This is a genomic window from Streptomyces sp. NPDC042259 (genome assembly GCF_055582085.1).
Map to the genome: position 1 here is coordinate 56181 of NZ_JBVJDW010000009.1, position 22155 is coordinate 78335.

17 protein-coding genes are annotated in these 22155 nt (G+C 73.5%); 8 read left to right on the plus strand and 9 right to left on the minus strand.

Annotated features, from left to right (window positions below; all coding sequences use genetic code 11):
• Positions 1-138: 138 nt before the first annotated feature.
• Entirely contained in the window at positions 139-786 is a 648-nt protein-coding gene (locus ACZ6MA_RS23195; RefSeq protein ID WP_469435833.1) for a TetR family transcriptional regulator, read from the minus strand.
• Positions 787-1068: 282 nt separating this feature from the next.
• On the opposite strand from ACZ6MA_RS23195, the gene kbpA reads away from it, so the two are divergent.
• Positions 1069-1872, plus strand: a complete 804-nt coding sequence (kbpA, locus tag ACZ6MA_RS23200) for an AfsK-binding protein KbpA (protein ID WP_469435834.1) — start codon at positions 1069-1071, stop codon at positions 1870-1872.
• A 237-nt stretch (positions 1873-2109) separates the two neighbouring features.
• Positions 2110-4650: a protein serine/threonine kinase AfsK gene (gene afsK / locus ACZ6MA_RS23205; RefSeq protein ID WP_469436035.1), complete on the plus strand. Its 2541-nt coding sequence runs from the start codon at positions 2110-2112 to the stop codon at positions 4648-4650.
• A gap of 33 nt (positions 4651-4683) precedes the next feature.
• On the opposite strand, the gene ACZ6MA_RS23210 is transcribed toward afsK, so the two are convergent.
• The 4 genes from ACZ6MA_RS23210 to ACZ6MA_RS23225 all read right to left on the minus strand — a co-directional run bounded on the left by ACZ6MA_RS23210 (position 4684) and on the right by ACZ6MA_RS23225 (position 7795).
• The gene (locus tag ACZ6MA_RS23210) at positions 4684-5349 is read right to left on the minus strand and encodes a hypothetical protein (RefSeq protein ID WP_469435835.1); all 666 of its coding nucleotides are present in this window, start codon (positions 5347-5349) and stop codon (positions 4684-4686) included.
• Between the two features lie 61 nt (positions 5350-5410).
• Positions 5411-6178, minus strand: a complete 768-nt coding sequence (locus tag ACZ6MA_RS23215) for an enoyl-CoA hydratase/isomerase family protein (RefSeq protein ID WP_469435836.1) — start codon at positions 6176-6178, stop codon at positions 5411-5413.
• Positions 6175-6639, minus strand: coding sequence for a Zn-ribbon domain-containing OB-fold protein (locus ACZ6MA_RS23220; RefSeq protein WP_469435837.1), 465 nt, complete (start codon positions 6637-6639; stop codon positions 6175-6177). The genes ACZ6MA_RS23215 and ACZ6MA_RS23220 overlap by 4 nt, the downstream gene beginning before the upstream one ends.
• A 4-nt stretch (positions 6640-6643) precedes the next feature.
• Positions 6644-7795 (minus strand): lipid-transfer protein, encoded by a 1152-nt coding sequence (locus ACZ6MA_RS23225; RefSeq protein WP_469435838.1) that lies wholly within the window; start codon positions 7793-7795, stop codon positions 6644-6646.
• A gap of 153 nt (positions 7796-7948) precedes the next feature.
• Between ACZ6MA_RS23225 and ACZ6MA_RS23230 the strand changes: the two genes are divergently transcribed.
• Positions 7949-9601 (plus strand): FadD3 family acyl-CoA ligase, encoded by a 1653-nt coding sequence (locus ACZ6MA_RS23230; RefSeq protein WP_469435839.1) that lies wholly within the window; start codon positions 7949-7951, stop codon positions 9599-9601.
• A gap of 282 nt (positions 9602-9883) precedes the next feature.
• Here the strand turns inward: ACZ6MA_RS23230 and ACZ6MA_RS23235 are convergent, their stop codons facing one another.
• The 3 genes from ACZ6MA_RS23235 to afsR form a co-directional block, all read right to left on the minus strand.
• A complete protein-coding gene (locus ACZ6MA_RS23235; protein WP_469435840.1) occupies positions 9884-10102 on the minus strand; it encodes a hypothetical protein in 219 nt (72 codons plus the stop codon).
• Between the two features lie 435 nt (positions 10103-10537).
• Positions 10538-10696: a hypothetical protein gene (locus tag ACZ6MA_RS23240; RefSeq protein WP_469435841.1), complete on the minus strand. Its 159-nt coding sequence runs from the start codon at positions 10694-10696 to the stop codon at positions 10538-10540.
• A 442-nt stretch (positions 10697-11138) separates the two neighbouring features.
• Positions 11139-14186 carry an SARP-family global regulator AfsR gene (afsR, locus tag ACZ6MA_RS23245; protein ID WP_469435842.1) on the minus strand — a complete coding sequence of 1016 codons (3048 nt, stop codon included), beginning with the start codon at positions 14184-14186 and terminating at the stop codon, positions 11139-11141.
• A 38-nt stretch (positions 14187-14224) separates the two neighbouring features.
• Between afsR and ACZ6MA_RS23250 the strand changes: the two genes are divergently transcribed.
• The 5 genes from ACZ6MA_RS23250 (at position 14225) to ACZ6MA_RS23270 (ending at position 20544) form a co-directional block, all read left to right on the plus strand.
• Positions 14225-15454, plus strand: a complete 1230-nt coding sequence (locus tag ACZ6MA_RS23250; RefSeq protein WP_469435843.1) for an amidohydrolase family protein — start codon at positions 14225-14227, stop codon at positions 15452-15454.
• Between the two features lie 76 nt (positions 15455-15530).
• The gene (locus tag ACZ6MA_RS23255) at positions 15531-16442 is read left to right on the plus strand and encodes a TIGR03619 family F420-dependent LLM class oxidoreductase (RefSeq protein WP_469436036.1); all 912 of its coding nucleotides are present in this window, start codon (positions 15531-15533) and stop codon (positions 16440-16442) included.
• Positions 16443-16581: 139 nt separating this feature from the next.
• Positions 16582-17343 (plus strand): SDR family NAD(P)-dependent oxidoreductase, encoded by a 762-nt coding sequence (locus ACZ6MA_RS23260; RefSeq protein WP_469435844.1) that lies wholly within the window; start codon positions 16582-16584, stop codon positions 17341-17343.
• A gap of 201 nt (positions 17344-17544) precedes the next feature.
• Positions 17545-18672: an LLM class flavin-dependent oxidoreductase gene (locus ACZ6MA_RS23265; RefSeq protein WP_469435845.1), complete on the plus strand. Its 1128-nt coding sequence runs from the start codon at positions 17545-17547 to the stop codon at positions 18670-18672.
• A gap of 120 nt (positions 18673-18792) precedes the next feature.
• Positions 18793-20544 (plus strand): N-acyl-D-amino-acid deacylase family protein, encoded by a 1752-nt coding sequence (locus tag ACZ6MA_RS23270; protein ID WP_469435846.1) that lies wholly within the window; start codon positions 18793-18795, stop codon positions 20542-20544.
• 17 nt (positions 20545-20561) lie between these two features.
• Here the strand turns inward: ACZ6MA_RS23270 and ACZ6MA_RS23275 are convergent, their stop codons facing one another.
• Positions 20562-22085, minus strand: a complete 1524-nt coding sequence (locus tag ACZ6MA_RS23275) for a CehA/McbA family metallohydrolase (protein ID WP_469435847.1) — start codon at positions 22083-22085, stop codon at positions 20562-20564.
• Positions 22086-22155: the final 70 nt, after the last annotated feature.

The window sequence follows — 22155 nt, forward strand, 5'->3', positions numbered from 1 at the left end:
AGCGGCCCCCCCCCCCCTCCCGCCCCCTCCCCCCCCCCCCCCCCCCCCCTCCCCCCCCCCCCCCCCCCCCCCCCCCCCCCCCCCCCCCCCCCCCCCCCCCCCGCTGCGATGACAGGACGTGCGAAGCGCTCTACGGCGCTATTTGGTGGGCTTCTTGCCCGTGATGCCGAGGTGGACGAGCAGGGCGAGGTTCGGCTTGAGTTCGGCCTGTTTGACGCCCCAACTCTGGAAGCCCTTCTGGTGCGAGGCCACCGCGGCGAGCATCGCGACGAGCGAACCGGCGACGGCCGCCGGACTGACGTCCTTGTCCACCTTGCTCTTGGACTGGAGTTCCTTGACCGAGTCCGTGAGGGAGTTGGTGACCGCGTTGAGGATCTTCATGCGGATCTTGTAGAACCGCTTGTCGCCCTCGGCCGCTCCCAGGTCGACGACGCGCAGGATGGCGTCGTGCTTGCGCCAGAAGCCCAGGAAACCGTCGACGAGTTCCTCGGCGGCCTGCCAGCCGGACTTGCCGACCCAGGAACGCCCGGCGACCAGTTCGGTCAGCGTCGCGCCCTCCTTCGCCATCTCCTCGGCGATTTCGAGGACGGCGCCCTCCACGTCGGGGAAGTACTGGTAGAAGGTCGCGGGTGACGTGCCGGCCTTGCGCGCGACGTCGATGACCTTCACGTCGCGATAGGGCGAGGAGCTGAGCATTTCGCTGAGGCAGTCGAGCAGCTTCTGCCGCGTCGCCTGTCCGCGTCGTCCGGCCACCCGGCCGTCGACGGTGCGTACTTGTCCTGTCATGCCGTCAGCTTACCGAGGGGTGATCGGAGCGCGATTCGGCCGCATGCAAATGGGGGCGGGGGTGCCGGCCGGGGTGTACCCGCTGATCAGGGGGGTTTTGGGGGTCGTCGGGAAGCTCGGAGCGGATTGGCCCGTACCGGTGAATCCTCTTATCAACAGGCTGTGGACAACGTCGTCGGGCGGCCCCGCACGGGCGTTATCCACAGGCCGCGCGGGATCCATGATCCCCCTATAGCGTGGCAGTCGTAACACCTCGGGAACGGGCACGGAAGGAGCCGACCCATGAGCACGGACCCGGAAGGATTCCCCGAAGGCATGCCGTGCTGGGCGGACGTCACGCTGCCGGACCTCGAAGCGGGCAAGCGCTTCTACGGTGAACTCCTCGGCTGGACCTTCGACGTCGGCACCGCCCGGTTCGGGTACTACACGCAGGCCTCGCGCGACGGGAAGAAGGTCGCGGCCCTGGTGCCCAAGACCGACGGCCGGATGCCGACGGCCTGGGGCGTCTACTTCGCCTCGGCCGACGCGGCGGCCACGGCGGGCCGGATCGAGGCCGCGGGCGGCCGGATCATCGTCGCCCCCATGACCGTCGCCGACTTCGGCAGAATGGTGGTGGCCGCGGACCCGGACGGCGCGGTCTTCGGCGTCTGGCAGGCGGGCACCCACCACGGCTTCGAGCTGCGCGGCCGCCCCGGCTCCTACGGCTGGACCGAGGTGTACACCCGCGATCCGAAGCCGGTCGACGCCTTCTACGAAGCCGTCTTCGGCCTCACGTCCACGGATGTGAGCGAAGAGGCGGGCACGGAGTTCGCCATCTGGACACCCGCCGGGAAACCGGCCGCCCCGGAGCATGCTGTGGGGGGCCGAGCCGTCCTCGGCGAGGGCTTCCCGGCGGAGATGCCCGCGCACTTCCTCACCTACTTCGTGGTCGACGGCTGCGACGCGGCGGCGCACGCGGCGGTCGCCCTGGGCGGGCGGATACGGCGCGAGCCGCGGGACACGCCCTACGGGCGCTTCGCCGTGCTGGCCGATGATCAAGGCGCGAGCTTCGCCGTGATCGACCTGGCACGGGCGCGGCGGGGATAGCGGAGCACCGGCCCGCGGGCCGGTGCGAGGAGCGGGGGCAGGGGCGACCGAGGCGACGGGGAGGGGTGCGGGACGGGACGTTCCGCATGTGGCGGAGACACGGCGAAGCGTGCCCCGGGTTCGCAACCGTGGCCTTCGCCAGGAAGAATCAGGTTGCGTACCCCGGGATAATTCGCGGTGATGCGCTGCACGGGGCTGGAACCCTTCAAGCCCCCACGGGGAGGTGGCAGGCCAGTGGTGGAGCAGCTTACGCAGCACGACCCGAGACGGATCGGCCCGTTCGAGGTGCTCGGCCGACTCGGCGCCGGCGGCATGGGGCTGGTCTATCTCGCCCGCTCGGCGTCCGGCCGACGGGTCGCGATCAAGACGGTGCGCACAGAGCTGGCGGAGGACCAGCTCTTCCGGGTGCGCTTCACCCGCGAGGTGGAGGCGGCCCGCGCGGTCAGCGGCTTCTACACCGCCGCCGTCGTCGACGCCGACCCACGGGCGGCCGTGCCATGGCTGGCCACCGCCTATGTGCCCGCGCCCTCGCTCGAGGAAATAATCAACGAGTGCGGGCCGCTCCCGGCCCAGGCGGTGCGGTGGCTGGCGGCGGGGATCGCGGAAGCGCTCCAGTCCATCCACGGCGCGGGGCTCGTGCACCGCGACCTCAAGCCGTCGAACGTGCTGGTCGTGGAGGACGGGCCACGGGTCATCGACTTCGGAATCGCCTCCGGGGTGTCCAACACCCGGCTGACGATGACCAACGTGGCGGTGGGTACCCCCGCGTACATGTCACCCGAGCAGGCACGGGACTCCCGGAGCGTCACGGGCGCCAGCGACATCTTCTCGCTGGGCTCGACGCTGGTCTTCGCGGCGACCGGGCACGCGCCCTTCCACGGCGCGAACCCGGTGGAGACCGTCTTCATGCTGCTCCGCGAGGGCCCCGACCTCGGTGGGCTGCCGGACGAGCTGCGCCCGCTCATCGACTCGTGCATGCAGATGACGGCCGACCACCGGCCGAGCCCGGCCGACCTCCAGTCGCAGCTGGCCCCGCACCTGTTCGCCTCCGGCGGGGGCGACGACAGCGGCACGGCCTCGGCCTGGCTGCCCGACAACGCCGTCTCCCTGATCGAGCAGCGCCGGGCCGGGCACCGGCCCGCCACTGCGGGCGCGGGAGCCAGGAGCGGCGCCAGGAGCCGCCCCAGCGCCCCGCCGCGGCCTCCGCAGCCGCCGACGCCCGCGCCCGGGCCCGCCGCGTCGTACGACCCGCAGGGCGGGCACGCGCGCAGCGGCCCGGGCTGGAGCGACGGGCACGCGGCCGGCGCCGGAGCCGCCTCCGGCCGCTCCGGCATGGTCGGCGCGCGTGACCCGCGCGGCGGCCTCGGCGGGCCGCACGTGGCCGCCGCCGGACCGGTGGGGGCACAGGGCCGGCACGCCGCCGCCCCCGTCGCGGCGGGCCCCGACGGTGCCGTACGGCTGCCGGGTTCGCAGGTGCCGATCGGCCCCGGCCCCCGGGCCGCCGACGTGCGCGAGTCCCAGGCCCAGACGGGCACCGGCCCCGCGACGGGCTGGGTGCGCCCCCCGGCCGGGGCCGGGGCTCCCGCCGCCGTGCCCGTGCAGAACCCGGCACCCGCGCCGGACATCGGTGCCAACACCCAGGGTGAGCCGGGGCGTTGGCGGCCCTGGCGGTTCCGGATGTCCAACGACGTCTGGGGCACCCCCACGGTCGCCGGCGATCTGCTGTACGTCACGTCCTTCGAGGTCCACGCCCTCGACGTGGCCAGCGGCCGACGGCAGTTCAAGACCCGGGACGTCGCCTGGGCGATGGCCGTCGCGGACGGCCGGATCCACGCCTCGGACGGACCCACGCTGTACGCGCTGGACGCCACCGACGGCGCCGAGCACTGGCGGCTGGCGACGGACGGCTGGGTCTACTCCCTCAAGGCCGACCGCGGGACGATCGTCACCGGCACGCGCGGCGGGGGCGTCCAGGCGTGGGAAGCCGCCAACGGCGAGCTGTTGTGGGAGGCCGGCGGTCTCCAGACCGACTTCGAGACGCCCGACTGCGGCCCGTTCGTGCAGGACGGCACGGTGTACGTGTGGGCGGACGCCCGGCTGAAGGCGCTCGAGGCGCGTACGGGCGCGGAGCGCTGGTCCTACCCGGTCGGTGACGCCGCCTCGTGCGGCGGCGTGCCGGTGCGCTTGCTGGCCGCCCCGGACAGGGTGGTGTACGTCGCGGCCGGTACGCGGGTGCTCGCGATCGACGTGGCCCGCGGGGACGTGCGGTGGCGGTTCGAGGCGCCGGCGGTCTTCCTCAGCCCGCCCGCCTTCGCGCCCGGGCCCGCGGTGACGGGCGGCGGCGTCTACATCGCCGACTACCTGGGCACCGTCTACGCCCTGGACGCGGCGACCGGCCGGGACCGCTGGCGCATCGCGACCGAGGCCCGCCAGTCGACGGAGCCGGTGCTCGTGGCGGGCGGATCCGTGCACCTGGGCAGTGGCGGGGCGCTCTACACCCTGGACGCCGTCACCGGCACGCCCAAGTGGCGCTTCGCCGCCGGCGGCGATGTCGTGGGTGCGCCCGTCGTGGCCGACGGACGGGTCCACTTCGGTTCCGCCGACCACTGTCTGTACACCGTCGACGCGGCGGGCGGGCAGCTCCGCTGGAAGCTCGCGACGGGCGGCGAGATCACGGGCTCCCCGGTGGCGACGGGCGGCGTGGTCTACGCGTGCAGCAAGGACCGCTGTGTCTACGCCCTGGACGCGGCCAAGGGCACGGGCCTGTCCCGCCGCTGACCCCGCCGCCCGGGTTCCTCGCTCCCCGGGACCTCACCGGGGGTCCGGCGGCGGCGCGGACGCGGGAGGCGAGGTGGCCGACGGGGGGTAGGGGAGGGGCTGGGTGTCGTAGAGGTCCTCCGGATCCACGTAGGGGCTGGGGGCAGGGCCGGGGCCGGGGTACGTGGCGTCACCGGGGCCGGGGTACGTGACGTCGGCCGTGGCATAGGGGGCGTACACGCCGGGCGGTGGCTCGGGGACCGGGGCCGGGGCGGGGGCCAAGGCGTCGCGTCGGGGCCGGCGGCCGGGCAGCACGGCGGCGGCCAGCAGCAGCACGGCACCGCCGACGGCGGCCGTGGCCACGCCGGTGTTCAGCCCCTCGCCGCGCGCCCCGACCGTCAGGGAGCCCGCCGCCTGCCCCTGGCGCACGGCCCACAGCACCACGAGGCCGATCACGGCCACGCCCGTCAGCCCGACGAGCGACCGGGACCGCAGCAGCAGGCCCATCAGCGTGACCAGAGCCGTGATCAGCAAGGGGACGAAGAGCGAGCCGATCAGCCGGGCGTGGTTCCCGGTGACACCACCGGCGTGGAAGAGGTCCGCCGCGAGGTAGTCCCTGCCCCGCCGTTCGCCGTACCAGGGACGGAAGGGGCTCCAGACGACGGCCACCACGCCGGCGAGCGCCACCAGGGAACCGATCGCGTTGCGCAACGTCGACATGACACGACGCTACGTCCGCCCCCGCGCGCCCGCCAGCCACGGCCACCCGGGACGCCGCCGCTCAGCGCAGGCGGTACTCCCGGTTCCGGTCGGCGAAGAGCCGCGCCTGGCGTTCCGGTGGCAGATTGCCCAGGGAGATCAAATGCGGGGCCAGGGCGAGCGCACGCTCCCGCGCGGCCTCCTTCGCCGCCCACACGGCGCGCACGGTGCCCTGCACCGCCTCGGTCGGGTAGGACGCGATGACGGCGGCGGCGCGCACCGCCGCGGTGACGGCCTCGCCGGGCGGGGTCAGTTCGGAGACCAGGCCGATCTCGTACGCCCGGCGCGCGGAGAGCCGCTCGGCGGTGCCCATCAGTGCCAGCCGGGCCGCTTCGCCGAAGGGCATGCGCTGCGCCATGAAGAGGGACTCGTAGGCGCTGACCATGCCGTAGGAGGTGTGCGGGTCGAAGAACGTGGCGTTCCGCGACGCCACGACGAACTCCGCCTCGCCGAGCAGGTAGAACGCCCCGCCGCAGGCCATGCCGCCGACCGCGGCGACGACCGGCTTCCACAGGTCGGCGGCCTTGGGGCCGACGGTCAGGAGCGGGTCGTCCTGGCAGTACGGGGAGGCGGGCTGCGGGATGTCGGCCGAACGGTCGAGGCCCGTGCAGAACGCCCGGTCCCCGGCGCCGGTGAGCACGACCGCCCGCACGGTCTCGTCGCGGCGGAGCCCGCGCCACAGGGCGCGGAGCCGGTCGGCCGTCGCGAGATCGATCGCGTTGTGCCGCTCGGGCCGGTCGAGGGTCACGAGGGTGACGCCTTCCGCGGCGGTTTCCGTGCGCACCGTCATGGCCGCTCCAGCAGCCAGCGGGGCACGACGAAACCCTCCGCCGGCTCGGGGAAGGCGACGACGACGGGGGCGCCGATGCGCAAGCGGGCCGGGTCGACGGAGTCGAGTGCCGCGTCGGGCGCGGCCACGAGATTGCCCACGAGACGGATGCGCGGATCGTCGGCCAGTTCGACGACGATGACGTTGTACGGGGCCTGGGCGGCGTAGGCGGGCAGCAGGGGCGGGTGGGGCCGGACGAACGACCAGACGCGGCCGCGGCCGCTCATCAGGCGCCACTCGCTGTCGAAGGACTGGCAACGCGGGCAGCAGGGGCGGGGCGGGAAGCGCGGCTCGTGGCACCGGACGCAGAACTGAACGCGCAGCTCGCCGCGGGCGGCGAACTCCCAGAAGGGCGCGCCGTCCTCGTCCGGCACGGGCAGCAGCGGCCCGTTGTCAGTGGTGCCCCTCATGATGGAGGACATGCACTCAACTCCTCAGCAGAAGTGCCGAAGTGGGAACGTCCTCACCCGCCGTGACCAGGCAGGTCGCGGCGCCGGGTACCTGCGCGGTGGAGCTGCCGCGGAGTTGCCGGACGCCCTCGTTGATGAGGTTGAAGCCATGGACGTACGCCTCGCTGAGCCCGCCGCCCGCCGTGTTGATCGGGAGCCGGCCGCCGATTTCGAGCGCACCGCCCTCGGAGAACGCCGCGCCCTCCCCGCGCCCGCAGAAGCCGTAGCCCTCCAGGGACAGCGGTATGAGCGGGGTGAAGGCGTCATAGATCTGTGCGACGTCCACGTTCCCCGGGCCGAAGTCGGCGTTCTTCCACAGCTGCCGGGCGGCGGTCCAGGAAGGGCCGGTCAGCGGGTCGTCGGTCCAGTAGTTGACCATGCCGTGGTGCTGGGCGGGCAGGCCCTGGGCCGCCGCGTGGACGTACACGGGGCGGCGGCGGCAGTCACGGGCGCGTCGCGCGGAGACGACCACGCAGGCCAGGGCGCCGTCCGTCTCCAGGCAGTTGTCGAAAAGGCAGAGCGGCTCGCTGATCCAGCGCGAGCCCATGTACATCTCGCGGGTCAGCGGCCGCTCGTACATGATCGCCGCCGGGTTCTGGTTGGCGCGGTTGCGGCAGGCCAGGGCGACGTCGAAGAAGTGGTCCCGGGTGGCGCCGTACTCGTGCATATAGCGGCGGGCGAGCATCGCGATCTCGTCGACGGGCCGCAGTAGCCCGTAGGGGCGGGTCCACTGGTCCGGGGTGGGGAGCCGGGTCCGGGTGCTGCGCCACGGTCTCGGTCCGGAGCCGCGTTTGCGGGACCGCCAGGCGACGCCGACGTTCGCCTGTCCGGTAGCGACGGCGAGGGCCAGATGCGCGATGGTCGCGCAGGAGCCACCGCCGCCGTAGCCGATCCGGGAGAAGAAGGTGACGTCACCGGCCCCGATGGCCTTGGCGATCTCGACCTCGTCGGTCTCCTCCATCGTGTAGGCGGCGAAGGCGTCGACCTCGCGGGGCGGGATGCCCGCGTCGTCGAGCGCGGCGACGATCGCACGGCAGGCCAAGGTCTTTTCGGAAGCGGGAAGTCGACGGGCGAAGGGGGTCTGTCCTATGCCGACGATCGCAGTAGCGTCCTTGAGCGTTGCCGCCATCGCCACCTCCCTGCTGTCGGTGTGCACACTGCTGACAGCGCGGAAGGGTATCGCTAATCTGACGGTGAGTCAGCTATGGGGCCGGGCGGCCGGCCGGCCGGGCCGCGGCTCGTCCGGGAGGCGGGCCCGGCCGGGTGCGGGGGAGGGTGTGCGATGCGCGGCGACCTGGAATTCACCTCCATACCCCGGCTGGTCCGCACGGCCGCCGAGCGGTACGCCGGCCGGGAGGCCGTGGTCGAGGGCAGGACCCGGCTCAGCTACCGGCAGCTGGGAGAGCGCGTCGAGCGGGCCGCCGCCGCGTGCCTCGCCGCGGGTGTCGAACGGGGCGACCGCGTCGCGATCTGGGCCCCCAACACCCTGGGCTGGATCGTCTCCGCCCTGGGCGCCGTCACCGCCGGGGCGGTCCTCGTCCCCGTCAACACGCGCTTCAAGGGCGCCGAGGCGGCTCGGGTACTGGCGCGCACCCGGGCCCGGCTGCTGTTCGTCACCGGCACCTTCCTCGGCACCTCGTACGTCGCCGCACTGCGGGCCGCCGCCGGTGGCGCGCCGGAGGGCGGCGAGGGGGGTCCGCTGCCCGGGCTGCCGCAGCTGCGTGACGTCGTCGTCCTGGCCGAGGACGCGCCTCCCGGCTTCCGTACGTGGAAGGAGTTCCTCGCCGCCGGAGGGGCGATCCCCGGCCCGGTCGTACGGGCCCGGGCCGACGCCGTCGAGCCGGACGCACCCTCCGACATCATCTTCACCTCCGGCACCACGGGCGAGCCCAAAGGGGCCGTCGTCACCCATGCCCAGACCCTGCGGACCTTCGGTGTCTGGAGCGAGCTGGCCGGGCTGGCGGAAGGAGACCGCTATCTGATCGTCAATCCCTTCTTCCACACCTTCGGCTACAAGGCGGGCGTCATCGCCGCCCTCATGCGCGGCGCCACGATGGTTCCGCGGCCGGTCTTCGCGGCGGACACGATTCCGGCCGGCATCGCGGCCGAACGCATCTCCGTGCTGCCCGGACCGCCCACACTGCTCCAGTCGCTGCTCGACCATCCGAACCGGCGGGCACACGACTTGTCGTCCCTGCGGCTGGTGGTGACGGGAGCGGCCGTCGTGCCCCGCCGCCTGGTCGACCGGTTGCGTACGGAGCTGGGCATCGCGACCGTGCTGACCGCCTACGGCATGAGCGAGGCGACCGGTGTGGTGACGATGTGCCGGCGCGGCGACCCGGCCGAGGTCGTCGCCGCGACGTCGGGCCGGGCCATCCCGGACACCGAGGTCAAGGTGGTGGGGCCCGGGGGCGCGGCGCTCCCGCCCGGCGAGCCCGGCGAGATCCTCGTCCGGGGGTACCAGGTGATGCGCGGCTACTTCGAGGACCCGGAGGCCACAGGCCGGGCCGTCGATCCCGGGGGCTGGCTGCACACCGGCGACGTCGGCGTCCTGGACGACGAGGGCAACCTCCGGGTCACCGACCGGCTCACGGACATGTTCATCACCGGCGGCTTCAACGTGTACCCCGCCGAGGTCGAGCGGGTGCTGGCCCGCCATCCGGGGATCGCCGAGGTCGCCGTCGTGGGAATCCCGGACGGGCGGCTCGGTGAGGTGGGCAAGGCCTTCGCGGTACGGCGGGCGGGGGCGGCGGGCGGTCAGGACCCGGCCGCCGGTGCGCTGATCGCCTGGGCCCGCCGGCAGATGGCCAACTACAAGGTCCCGCGCGAGGTCGAATTCGTCACCGAACTACCGCGGAACGCCTCCGGGAAGGTCCTCAAGAGGCAGTTGCGCGAGCGCGGCGGGACCGGGACCACGGGGGCGCCGCCCGCGTGAACCGCCCGCGTGAGCGGCCCGAGTCGGGGCCCCGGCGCGGCGGGAGGCCAATGGCCGGATTTCACGGCCCCGCCCGGCGCGGCCCGTACCGTGGGCGCCCGCTGACGAGGGCGAAGAGGCCCCGCCTCGTGCTCTTGGCCGGTCCCGGGGCGCCACACGCGCCTGCCGGGCCGCAGCCGACCACCGGGCCGGAGCCGGCCGCCGGACCGGGCCGAACGCGGACCGGATCGGGCTGGCCGGATCCGGGCCGGGCGGGGCGTACCGGATCGACGCGGGCGGGCGTCAGCCGAGGCGGACGTCGGTGGTGTGGTCGTCGGCACCGCCGGTGGTGTGGTCGTCCTGCGGCCCGTTGCCCGCCGACGACTGCAGGGCCAGCACACCGCGGCCCTGGGAGGTGGAGTGGTCGTCGGCGGCGGCCGGGAGGGCCGCGACGGCCACACCGGCCGTCGCGAGGGCGATTATGACGAGGGCCTTCTTGGTGCGGGTCATCGTGCGCGTCATGGTGACTCCTTCGCTGGGGGTGGCTGTTGCGCTTCTCAGTGAACGTATCGGCGGGGAAACGGGCATACGCGGTTTTGGGCCGGAAACCAATGAATCCGGGGGCGTTGGGCGGGAGATCGCGGGTGACGGAGCCGCTCCGGCCACGAAACCGTGGACGGCGCAACGCCGCAGGGGCCCGCGTCGACGGCTTCCCCTCCGTGCCGTCGACGCCGGCCCCTGTCGGTCCCCCGTGCGAGTCCCCCCCGGCGGACCCTGATCCCCCGTACATCCCCCCGTACATCCCCCGTACTTTTCCCCCGTGCGTCCCCCCGGTGGACCTCGATCCCCCGTACATCCCCCGTGTTCCCCCGCGGTCCACCGGGAGGGACTGCTGATCGGCCGGGAGTTCCGCTTGCCCCCCCGGGTCGGGACTCCCGACCGATCAGACGCGCTTGATCAGAAAGGCTTCTCGGTCGTGGCGTGGTCGTCCTGCACCACGAACGCCGGGTTGCCCGTCGCGTGGTCGTCCAGCGGTACGGCGAGCGTGCCGCCGGTGGCGTGGTCGTCCTGCGGTGTGGCTATGACGGGCTTGAGCTTCTTCTTGTCGTCGCTCATGGCGATCAACTCCGATGATCAGTGCGAGTCGTTTGGTGTGATGGGGACTGCATGACCCGCCCGGCGACTCCCCCGAGGACCGCCGGACGGGCAATGAGGGCTGTTCGCCCTGGAGGTGAGGCCTCACCTACGACCCGCCTGCCCCCCGACGCGACGGATCGACAGACATAAGACTGGCGTGCCGCGATAAACGATCGATGAACGGCCACGTGAAAGGGCTTTGGCGGCTGTGACGTGGCCGGCGGGTGCCCGGCTACCGGGCCGTCTTTGCCGCCCTTCGCCTGGTCGGCGGCTCCTTCGGCCTGCGGGCCCGTCTTGCCGCCTGCGGCGGCGGGCGCCCTGCGGGCGCGTCCTCAACGCCGGACGGGCTGGTTTCGGCTGGCCTCAGCCGCTCAGGCTCAGCCGCTGAGCCGCCACCCTTCGTGCTTCAGCGTCCGCCCCGCTACGCCGCCGCCACCGGAGCCAGTAACCCCCGTACGTCCGCCGCCTCCGACGAGCCGAGTTGTTCGAAGATCGTCAGGGCCTCCGTCCAGCAGGCCTGGGCGCGCCCCGGCTGGCCGAGGGAGTCGAGGCAGCGGCCGAGGACGGTCAGGACGTTGCCGCGGCGCCACTCGCCGCCGATGCCGCGCAACTGCGCCAGGGCCTGTTCCGCGTGGGCCGCGGCCTGGGCGGGCTTGCGGACGGCGAAATACAGTTCGGCCATGCGGAAGAGCGTCATGCCCTCCCACAGCCGCTGCCGGTTGTCCCGGAAGACCGGCAGCGCCTCGGTCAGGCCCGTCAGGGCCTCGTCGTACCGTCCGGCGCGGGTCAGGGCCACTCCGTAGGCGTAGAGGCCGTTGGCGTGCCGCCAGGAGACGTTGATCTCGCGGTATATGGCGAGTGCCTGCTCGGCGAGGCTGACCGCGGACTGGATGCGGCCCATGTCCAGGTGCGTCCGGGAGAGGTTGCTCAGCGCGCTGGCCTCGCCGGGGCGGTTGCCGTCGGCGCGGAACGCGTCGAGGGCCTGGCCGATGTAGGTCTCGGCGTCTTGGTGGCGGTGCTGGTAGATGGCGATGATGCCGCGGTTGTTCGAGGCGTAGCAGCTGGGGATGGGGTCGGAGCTGGCCCGGCCGAGCAGTACGGCCTGCCGGGCCTGTTCGTCGGCCTGGTCGAACCGGCCGGCGAGGCTGTGCACATGGGTGAGCACGGTCCGCGCGCGCCCTTCCGCGCGCTCGTCGCCCGCCGCCCGGGTGGCGGCCAGCAGGGCCGTCGCGGCCTGCTCGTACTGACGGGAGTCGGCGCCCGACTCGGCGAGGTCCTTCGCGGCCAGCAGCAGGTCGACGGCGCGGCGCAGGGTGAGGCCGGTGGTGTCCGCGTGCTGGCGTACGCAGGCGAGCAGACAGCCGGCCTCGGCGAAGAGCCAGTCGCTCGCGGCCGTCCGGTCGGTGAACGTCAGGCCCGGGTGCGTGGTGGGCGTGAGGTGGGCAAGGAGCTGGTCACCGGGGCGTTCGAGGACGTACACGCCGGCCGCCGTGGCCAGGTAGAAGTCCAGCAGCCGGGACATCGCGGCGTCCCGCTCGGCGGGTGGCTGCTCGTCCCGCTCGGCGCATGCACGCGCGTAGAGGCGCAGGAGGTCGTGGTAGCGGTAGCGGCCCGGGGCCGCGGACTCCAGCAGCGAGGTGTCGACCAGTGATTCGAGCAGTTCCTCGGTGGCGTCGGGGTCGAGGTCGAGTACGGCGGCCGCGGCGGCGAGGGACATGTCGGGGCCGTCGGCGAGGCCGAGGAGGCGGAAGGCGCGCGCCTGGGCGGGCTCCAGCTGTCCGTAGCCGAGTTCGAAGGTGGCCTTGACCGCGAGGTCGCCGGCCCGGAGTTCGTCGAGCCGGCGGCGCTCGTCACCGAGCTTGCGGGCGAGGACGGAGACGGTCCAGGTGCGGCGGGCGGCCAGCCGGGAGGCGGCGATGCGGATGGCGAGCGGCAGGAAGCCGCAGGCGGCGACGACGTCCATGGCGGCGTCCCGCTCGGCGCCCACCCGCTCGGCGCCGACGATGCGGGTGAAGAGGACGAGCGCTTCCTCGGGGCTCATCACGTCGAGATCGACGAGATGGGCGCCGGCGAGGTCGACCATGCGGCTGCGGCTGGTGACCAGTGCCGCGCAGCCCTCGGTGCCCGGCAGCAGCGGGCGGACCTGGGCGGCGTCGCGGGCGTTGTCCAGCAGGGCCAGCACCCGGCGCCCGTCGAGGGTGGAGCGGAACAGCGCGGACCGCTCCTCCACGCCGTCGGGGATGCCGGAGTCGGGGATGCCGAGGGCCCGCAGGAAGGAGCCCAGCACGGCCTCCGGCTCGGCGACCACGGGCCCGGTGCCCTGCAGGTCCACGTACAGCTGCCCGTCCGGGAAGTGGTGCCGGGCGGCGTGCGCGACGTGCACCGCCAGCGTCGTCTTGCCGACACCGCCGATGCCCGCGACGGCGGAGACCGCCATGACCCGGCCCTCGGCGGTGGCGAGCTGGTCGCTCAGCTCGTGGACGAACGCGGTGCGGCCGGTGAAGTCGGAGACGGTCGCCGGGAGCTGGGCGGGGCGGACGAAGGTGGGCCCGGCGGTGGGGCGGTCCTCCGGGGCGAAGTGGAGGTTGAGGTCGGTGTCGGCCTGGAGGATGCGCTGCTGGAGATCGGAGAGTTCGGCGCAGGGGTCGACGCCCAGCTCGTCGGCGAGCAGCCGGCGGGTGTCGGCGTAGACGGCGAGGGCCTCGGCCTGGCGGCCGCTGCGGTAGAGGGCGAGCATCAGCAGCTCGCGCAGCCGCTCGCGCAGCGGGTGCGCGGCGGTCAGGGCGGTCAGCTCGGAGACGGCCTCGGCGTGACAGCCGACCTCGAGGTCCAGGTCGAGACGGGTCTCCAGCAGGGTGAGGCGCCACTCCTCCAGCCGGGTGCGCTGGGTGTCGGCGTACGGGCCGGACAGGCCGGCGAGCGGCTCGCCGTCCCAGACGTCGAGCGCGTCGTTGATGAGCTGGCGGGCGCGGCAGCGGTCGCCGCCGGCGCGGGCCTTGTCGGCTTCGGTGGCGAGGCGCTCGGCCGTGTCGATGTCGAGGCAGCCGGCGCCGACCCGGATCGCGTAGCCGCCGGCCTCGCTGACCAGGGCGTCGGCGTCGGGCCCGAACGCCTTGCGCAACCGGGAGGCGTACGTCCGCAGAGCGGCGAGGGCGGCGTGCGGGGGTTCCTCGCCCCAGAGGGCGTCGACCAGTTCGGGCGCGGTGGCGGTGCGGCCGCCGCGCAACAGCAGCGCCGCGAGGAGCGCCCGTTGCTGGGGTGAGCCGCTGTGCAGCAGTTCATTGCCGCGCCAGGCGCGGACGGGCCCGAGCACGGTGAAGCGCAGCTGCTGCCCGTGCCCTGTGTCGCCGGCCATCGTGACCCCCTGTGTCCTGCTCGGTCGCACCGGCCAGTCTGCCTTGTTCGGGGCCTCTACGTCAGCAGGGGTCCGGCCTCTCCACAAGGCCTGCCAAGGACCGGCTCCCCACATTGCTGACGGCCCGTCAGTTCGGCGCTACCGTGTCGGCCATGGAGAGCTTCCCGAAGATAATCTCGGTGGACGACCACGTGGTCGAGCCCCCCAACGTCTGGCGGGACCGACTTCCGACGAAATTCCACGACGTCGGGCCCCGGATCGTCCGGGCGCCGCTGAAGGAGATGACCTTCACGGGCGGCAGGTTCGCGCCCAGGATGGGCGCGCCCGGGGACGACGGACCGGTGGCGGACTGGTGGATCTATGAGGATTTGCACCGTCCTCTCACGCGGCTTGATACCGCCGTCGGATACTCCAGGGACGACGTCAAGCTCGAAGGAATCACCTACGAGCGGATGCGGCCGGGCTCCCACAGCGTGCCGGAGCGACTGGCCGACATGGACGTCAACCACGTGCAGTCGGCGCTCTGCTTCCCCACCTTCCCGCGCTTTTGCGGGCAGACCTTCACCGAGGCGCGCGACCGCGAACTCGGGCTGCTGTGCGTACGGGCCTACAACGACTGGATGGTCGAGGAGTGGTGCGGCCCCCAGGCGCACGGCCGGCTGATCCCGCTGACGCTCGTGCCGCTGTGGGACGCGGAGCTGGCCGCCGGGGAGGTGCGCCGCAACGCCGCGCGCGGGGTGCGGGCCGTGTGCTTCTCCGAGATACCGCCGCACCTGGGGCTGCCGTCCGTCCACACCGACGCCTGGGACCCCTTCCTGCGCGCCTGTGACGAGACCGGGACCGTCATCGCCATGCACATCGGCTCCTCCTCGCGCATGCCGTCGACCTCCGCCGACGCACCGCCCGCGGTGGGTTCGACCATCACCTTCGCCAACTGCTGCTTCTCGCTGACGGACTGGCTGATGTCGGGCAAGTTCGACCGTTTCCCGAACCTCCGGATCATGTACGCCGAGGGGCAGATCGGCTGGATCCCGTACATCCTCGAACGCGCGGACGTGGTCTGGGAGGAGAACCGGGGCTGGGGCGGCGTCGCCGGCAAGGTGCTCCGCCCGCCGTCCGAGCTGTTCGCCGGGCACGTCCACGGCTGCTTCTTCGACGACGCCTTCGGTCTGCGCAACCTCGACGCCATCGGGGCCGCGAACGTCCTGTACGAGACCGACTACCCGCACTCCGACTCCACCTGGCCCCGGTCGAAGGAGATCGGCGAGGAGCAGATGCGGCATCTGACGCCCGAGGTGGTCGAGGGCATCGTGCGGGGCAACGCGATCGATCTGCTGGGGCTCACCCCGGACGGCCTCTGGGCGGGGGCGGGCCGTGTCTGACGCGGCCGCGCCGGGCGCCGCACCCGGCCCCCGCCACGGGCTGCGCGTCCTGCCGCCGGACCGGCTGTCGTACGGCATGCAGCTGCCCGTCCAGTCGCAGAGCACCCTCTACGCCGAGCCCTGGGAGGTCGCCGCCGGGCCCGCCGAGCTGCTGGAGATCGCCCGCACCGCCGACCGGCTCGGGTTCGCCTACCTCGGGACCTGCGACCACGTGGCCGTCCCCGCACGGCTCGCCGCCACCATGGGCACCGTCTGGTACGACCCCGTGGCCACCCTCGCCTTCCTCGCCGCCGTCACCGGGCGGATCCTGCTGATGAGCCACGTGGCCGTCGCCGGACTGCGGCACCCGCTGATCACCGCGAAGCAGTACGCGACGGTGGACCGGCTCTCGGGCGGACGGCTGGTCCTCGGGGTCGGCGCCGGGCACGTCGAGGAGGAGTTCACCGCCCTGGGCGTGGACTTCGGGCGGCGCGGGGCGGTCCTGGACGAGACGATCGACGCGCTGAAGACGGCCCTGGGCCCGGAGGAGTTCCCCGAGTTCCACGGCGAACGGTTCTCCTTCCACGGCCTCGGACAGGCCCCGCGGCCGGTGCGGACACCCCGCCCGCCGCTGTGGGTGGGCGGCTCCTCTCCCGCTGCCCTGCGCCGCGCGGCCCTCAAGGGTGACGGCTGGCTGTCCCAGGGCGACCACCGCGACCGGCTGCCGCACCGCGTGGCCACGCTGCGGCGGCTGCGCGCGGAAGCCGGCAAGGACGGGCCCTTCGCGATCGGGGCGATCACCGAACCGCTGTACGTGGGCGTGCCCGGCTGGGACACCGGCCGGCGCACCCTGAGCGGGCGGGCGGAGGCGCTCGCCGAGTCGCTGCGCGCCTACCGGGCGATCGGCGCGGACCAGATCCAGGTGCGGTTCCGCTGCCGCGACCTGCCTGAACTCCTCGACCAGATGGCGTGCTTCGCGGATGCCGTGGCTCCGCATCTGGATGTTTAGGGCCTGTCCGTCGGATCACGGGTGCACCACCGCTGCGCGGCGGTGTCCTCAAGCGCCGGACGGGCTTGCTGTGCCGTGTCCTCAAGCGCCGGACGGGCTTTTCGGCTGAGCCCGGCCGGAATCCGGAAGGAGCGACTCCATGGGAAAGCTGGACGGCCGCGTCGTGCTCATCACGGGCGCGGCGCGGGGACAGGGCGAGTGGGCGGCACGGCTCTTCGCCGCCGAGGGGGCGAGGGTGGTCCTCGCGGACATCCTGGACGACGCGGGCGCGGCCGTGGCGAAGGACCTGGGGGAGTGCGCCCGGTACGTCCGCCTCGACGTGGGCGAGGAGGCGGACTGGGCGGCGGCCGTCGCCCTCGCGAAGGAGGCCTTCGGCACGCTGGACGGGCTGGTCAACAACGCCGGCATCCTGCGGCACGGCGAGCTGGCCCACACCTCCCTCACCGAGTACCAGGAGGTCGTGCGGGTCAACCAGATCGGCCCGTTCCTGGGGATGCGGGCCGTGGCGCCCGAGCTGGCGGCGGCGGGCGGCGGGACGATCGTCAACACGGCCTCCTACGTGGCCCTGGCCGGGATGGCCACCCTCACCGCCTACGCGGCGACCAAGGCAGCCGTCGTCGCGATGACCCGGGTGGCGGCGCTGGAACTGGCGGGCCGGGGCATCCGCGTCAACGCGCTGTGCCCGGGCGGCATCGACACCCCGATGACGAACCCGGGCGGCGGGACGGGAACGGGGCTGGAGGAGCTGTTCCGCAAGCTGGTGCCACTGGGGCGGCTCGGACGGCCGGAGGAGGTGGCGCGGGCGGCCCTGTTCCTGACGTCGGACGACTCCTCCTACCTCACCGGGCAGCCGGTCGTCATCGACGGCGGATGGCTGGCGGGCGTGCCGTTCCCCTCGTGACGGGGGTGGGCCGGTGCCGCCCCGCACCACCGCTGCGCGGCGGTGTCCTCAAGCGCCGTACGGACCCGCTGCGCGGCGGTGTCCTCAAGCGCCGGACGGGCTCGACGGCGGTCCCCTTCCGGCTCCTTGACGCCCCGCGCCCCCGGTGTCAGAGTCTGCGTACCTGACGATGCGTCAGAATTACAGGGACGGTGAACCTCCGTGGAATTCGGGATCTTTGTGCAGGGATATGTGCCGGCCGGCCGTTCGGCCACCGACCCCAAGGCCGAACACCACGCGCTGATGGAGGAGACCGAGTACGTCATCCAGGCGGACGCGTCGGGCTTCAAGTACGCCTGGGCCTCCGAGCACCACTTCCTCGACGAGTACTCGCACCTCTCCGCCAACGACGTCTTCCTCGGCTACCTCGCGCACGCGACCGAGCGCATCCACCTCGGCTCGGGGATCTTCAACCCCCTGCCGCAGGTCAATCACCCCGCCAAGGTCGCCGAGAAGGTCGCCATGCTCGACCACCTCTCCGGCGGGCGCTTCGAGTTCGGCTCCGGGCGGGGCGCGGGCAGCCACGAGATCCTCGGGTTCCTGCCGGGCATCACCGACATGAACCACACCAAGGAGATCTGGGAAGAGACCATCGCCGAGTTCCCCAAGATGTGGCTCCAAGAGGAGTACGAGGGTTTCCAGGGCACCCACTGGTCCCTGCCGCCCCGCAAGATCCTGCCCAAGCCCTACGGGCCGTCCCACCCGGCGATGTGGTACGCCGCCGGGTCGCCGTCCTCGTACGCCATGGCGGGGAGCAAGGGGCTGGGCGTACTGGGCTTCAGCGTGCAGAAGGTCTCAGACATGGAATGGGCCGTCGAGTCGTACAAGACGGCGGTCGGCCGGGCGGAGGCCGTCGGGGCCTTCGTCAACGACAACGTGATGGTGACCTCGACCGCGATCTGCGCGGAGACGCACGCCAAGGCCGTCGAGATCGCGGTGAGCGGCGGGCTGAACTACCTGCAGTCGCTGCTCTTCCGCTACCACGACACCTTCCCCCGCCCCGACGGCATCCCCGAGTGGCCGGAGCTGCTGCCCGAGTACACCGAGGAGATCATCGAACTGCTCATCGCGGAGGAGCTGATGATCTGCGGTGACCCGGACGAGGTCTTCCGCCAGTGCAAGCGCTGGGAACAGGCGGGCGCCGACCAGCTGTCGTTCGGGCTGCCCATCGGGGTGCCCTACGAGCACACGATGGAGACCATCCGGCTGATCGGGGAACACGTCATCCCGAAGATCGACACGGATCCCGTGCACCGCACGACGCGCTTCCGCCAGGCCGCCGGTTCCTGAGCGGACGCCCCCGCGCACCGGGGCGGCGCCTCCCGGGCCGCCGCCCCGGCCCTTCTCGCCCTCTGATCCCGCCCTCTGACCGTCGGCAGCCTTCGCCCCGGACCGCAGAGAGGACCCACCATGCTCGACCACCTGATCCGGCGCGCCACCGTCGTCGACGGCACCGGGGCACCCCCGTTCGTCGCGGACGTCGGCATCGAGGACGGGCGGATCGCGGTGGTCGGCACGACGGCGGTGGTCGGCGGGCGGGTGAACCGCCGGGCGCGGACCGAGGAGGACGCCACCGGGCTCGTCCTCACCCCGGGGTTCGTCGACCCGCACACCCACTACGACGCGCAGCTCTTCTGGGACCCGTACGCCACCCCGTCCATGAGCCACGGCGTCACCACCGTCGTCGGCGGCAACTGCGGCTTCACCCTCGCGCCCCTCCACCCCGGCCGCCCCGGGGACGCCGACTACACGCGGCGGATGATGAGCAAGGTCGAGGGCATGTCGCTGACGGCCCTGGAGGAGGGCGCGCCCTGGACCTGGTCGTCGTTCGGCGAGTACCTCGACGCGCTGGACGGGCGCATCGCCGTCAACGCCGGGTTCATGGTGGGCCACTGCGCGCTGCGCCGGCACGTGATGGGTCCGGCGGCCGTGGGCGGCAGGCCCGACGAACGGCAGTCGAAGCAACTGCTCACCCTGCTCCACGAGGCGATGGACGCGGGCGCCTGGGGGCTCTCCACCACGCAGTCGGCCACCCACACCGACGGCGACGGCCGGCCCGTGGCCTCCCGGCACGCGCTCCCCGAGGAACTGCTCGCCCTCTCCCGGGCCGTCGGCGAACACGAGGGCACCCAGATCGAGGCCATCGTCGCCGGCTGCCTGGACCGGTTCACGGACGAGGAGATCGACCTGCTGACGGGGATGACGGCCGCCGCCGGCCGCCCGTTGAACTGGAACGTCCTCACCATCGACGCCGCCGTCCCCGAGCGCGTGCCGCGCCAGCTCGCCGCGAGCACCCGGGCCCGCGCGGCGGGCGGCCGGATCGTCGCACTGACCATGCCGATCCTCACCCCCATGAACATGTCGCTCGGCACCTTCTGCGCCCTGAACCTCATCCCCGGCTGGGGCGAGACCCTGGCCCTGCCCGTGCCCCGGCGCATCGCCAGGCTGCGCGAGCCGGCCGTCCGGGCGGAGCTGCTGCGCCGCGCGACCGGCGAGGAGGCAGGGGTCTTCCGCCGGCTGACCGACTTCGGGCGGTACGTGATCGGCGATACCTACGCGAAGGAGAACGAGGGCCTGACCGGCCGCGTCGTGCGCGACATCGCCGCCGAGCGCGGCACAGACCCCTTCTCGTGCCTGATCGACATCTGTGCCGCCGACGAACTGCGCACGGTCCTGTGGCCGATGCCCACGGACGACGACCCCGCCAGCTGGGAGCTGCGGCAACGCACCTGGGAGCACGAGGACGTGCTGCTCGGCGGCTCCGACGCGGGGGCGCACCTGGACCGGATGTGCGGGGCGCCCTACACGACGCGCTTCCTCGGGGACTGCCTGCGCGGCCGGAAGCTGGTGCCGCTGGAGCGGGCCGTACGGATGCTGACGGACGACCCCGCGCGGCTGTTCGGGCTGCGCGGCCGGGGCCGGATCGCCCGGGGCTGGCACGCCGACCTGGTCCTCTTCGACCCGGACCGGATCGACGCGGGCCCGGCCACGCTCGTCCACGACCTGCCGGGGGGCGGCCCCCGCCTGGACGCCCCGGCGCGCGGGGTGGTGAGCGTGCGGGTGAACGGCGTCGAGACGGTGCGGCACGACGTGACGACCGGCGCGGTGCCCGGGGTGGTGCTGCGGTCGGGGCGGGACACCGAGACGGTGGGGACGGCCTGAGCCCACGGCGGCCCCGGTCACCGCCCCAGGAAGACGGGGTTCGTCAGCGCCGCCATCGCCCCCGGCCCCGGGCCGCCGCCGACGGGCGGATGGCGGACCTCCGCCCGCACGTACGCGGCGTACGAGGCGGTCGTCCGCCACTCCACCTTCCCGTCGGCGGGCACCGCCGTGGTGAACAGCCGGCCCTGGTCGGTGACGAACGAGGCAGAGCAGCCCGCCGCCCCGGTGACGTCCAGCCGCACGGTGACGGGGGCGTCGCGGTCCACGCGCAGCCGTTCGCCGATGCCCGCGTGGGCGCCGCGCCCGCCCCAGGCGCCGAAGGACAGACCGACGGCCGAGGACTCGGCGATCCAGCAGCGGCCCGCCCGGATGCCGGCCAGCAGGGCCGTCCGGGACAGCTCCTCGGCCAGGACGACGGTCTGCGGATGCCCCACCACGTCCGGCTCCCGATGGGCGTCGCTGTTGCCGATGGCGGGCAGCCAGGGCCTGCCCCTCCGCACCGCCGCGACCAGGGTGTTGTCCCACTCGGCGAGGGTGACCTCGTCGTCCGGGGTGTACGGGCCGTTCCACACCTCCACCGCGTCGGCCTCGTCGAACCCGAACTTCCAGTTGCAGCCGACGCAGGTGGCGTGCGGGTGGGCGGGGACGACGAGCCCGCCCGCCCGGTGGATGAGGCGGGCGAACCGGCCGAAGGCGTGGTCGCGGGCCCGGTAGCGCCAGTCGACGAAGACACCGGGGTCCGTGCCCAGCGCCACGACGTGGCCGTTGCGGGTCGTCACCTCCTCGCCGGTGAGGATGAGGAGTTCGCCCTCCGGGGCGGCGCCCCACAGCCCCTCCCACGCGCCGTGCGATGACGTGGTGTTGTGCTCGGTCGTGGTGATCCAGTCCAGCCCGGCGGCCCGCGCCGCCGCGGCGATCTCGGCGGGGGTCCGCTTGCCGTCGGAGTGCACGCTGTGCAGATGGTTGTCGCCCCGGTACCAGGCGCGCCCGCGCCCCTTGGCGCGCTGCGGCGGGTACACCGGAGCCGGGGTGCGCCCCGGCGGCCCGTACCGCAGGGTGACCGTCACCTCGTACGCCAGGCCCTGCGGCGCCACGGTGTACGGGCCGAGGACGACGTGCCAGGTGCCGGGCCCGACCGGGCCCGGCAGATAGCCGGGGGTGGCCCGCTCGGCGCTGATCGCGAACTCCGTGCGGGCGCCGCCCGACCAGCCCCGGAAGCCGGGCCCGCCCAGCTGGGTGCCGCGCTCGTCGAAGACGCCGATGTCACAGGCGTTGCCCTGGACACCGGCCGGTACGGAGGGCCGGTCGTAGGAGTAGGAGACGGCGATCTCGCGGACACCGCGCGGCACTTCCACGGGGAGGTGGACGAAGTCGGGCGCACCGGCCGGCAGCCGGCCGGTGACCGTGCGGCTCTCGGCCGCCGGGCCGCCGCCGCCGGCCCGTTCGGGCCCGTCGCCGTGGGCGAACGTCACGCCGTCGAGCGTCAGCACGCCGGCCGTGCCCGCGACGGCCGCCATCCTGAGCATGTCGCGTCGGTGCATATCCGTGGCCCCCTGGGTCGGAAGGGTCGCCCCGTCATCGTTGTACGCCCGGGTGGCGCACAGCGGAACG

Excerpts from the sequence above, each read along its gene's own strand:
- ACZ6MA_RS23240 (WP_469435841.1), bottom strand. The coding sequence starts at position 10,696 with ATGAGCGACGACAAGAAGAAGCTCAAGCCCGTCATAGCCACACCGCAG.
- ACZ6MA_RS23195 (WP_469435833.1), bottom strand. The coding sequence starts at position 786 with ATGACAGGACAAGTACGCACCGTCGACGGCCGGGTGGCCGGACGACGC.
- ACZ6MA_RS23225 (WP_469435838.1), bottom strand. The coding sequence starts at position 7,795 with ATGGCGGCAACGCTCAAGGACGCTACTGCGATCGTCGGCATAGGACAG.
- kbpA (WP_469435834.1), top strand. The coding sequence starts at position 1,069 with ATGAGCACGGACCCGGAAGGATTCCCCGAAGGCATGCCGTGCTGGGCG.
- ACZ6MA_RS23215 (WP_469435836.1), bottom strand. The coding sequence starts at position 6,178 with ATGACGGTGCGCACGGAAACCGCCGCGGAAGGCGTCACCCTCGTGACC.
- ACZ6MA_RS23255 (WP_469436036.1), top strand. The coding sequence starts at position 15,531 with ATGCAGCTGCCCGTCCAGTCGCAGAGCACCCTCTACGCCGAGCCCTGG.
- ACZ6MA_RS23270 (WP_469435846.1), top strand. The coding sequence starts at position 18,793 with ATGCTCGACCACCTGATCCGGCGCGCCACCGTCGTCGACGGCACCGGG.
- ACZ6MA_RS23260 (WP_469435844.1), top strand. The coding sequence starts at position 16,582 with ATGGGAAAGCTGGACGGCCGCGTCGTGCTCATCACGGGCGCGGCGCGG.
- ACZ6MA_RS23275 (WP_469435847.1), bottom strand. The coding sequence starts at position 22,085 with ATGCACCGACGCGACATGCTCAGGATGGCGGCCGTCGCGGGCACGGCC.
- afsR (WP_469435842.1), bottom strand. The coding sequence starts at position 14,186 with ATGTGGGGAGCCGGTCCTTGGCAGGCCTTGTGGAGAGGCCGGACCCCT.
- ACZ6MA_RS23250 (WP_469435843.1), top strand. The coding sequence starts at position 14,225 with ATGGAGAGCTTCCCGAAGATAATCTCGGTGGACGACCACGTGGTCGAG.
- ACZ6MA_RS23210 (WP_469435835.1), bottom strand. The coding sequence starts at position 5,349 with ATGTCGACGTTGCGCAACGCGATCGGTTCCCTGGTGGCGCTCGCCGGC.
- ACZ6MA_RS23235 (WP_469435840.1), bottom strand. The coding sequence starts at position 10,102 with ATGACGCGCACGATGACCCGCACCAAGAAGGCCCTCGTCATAATCGCC.
- ACZ6MA_RS23230 (WP_469435839.1), top strand. The coding sequence starts at position 7,949 with ATGCGCGGCGACCTGGAATTCACCTCCATACCCCGGCTGGTCCGCACG.
- ACZ6MA_RS23220 (WP_469435837.1), bottom strand. The coding sequence starts at position 6,639 with ATGTCCTCCATCATGAGGGGCACCACTGACAACGGGCCGCTGCTGCCC.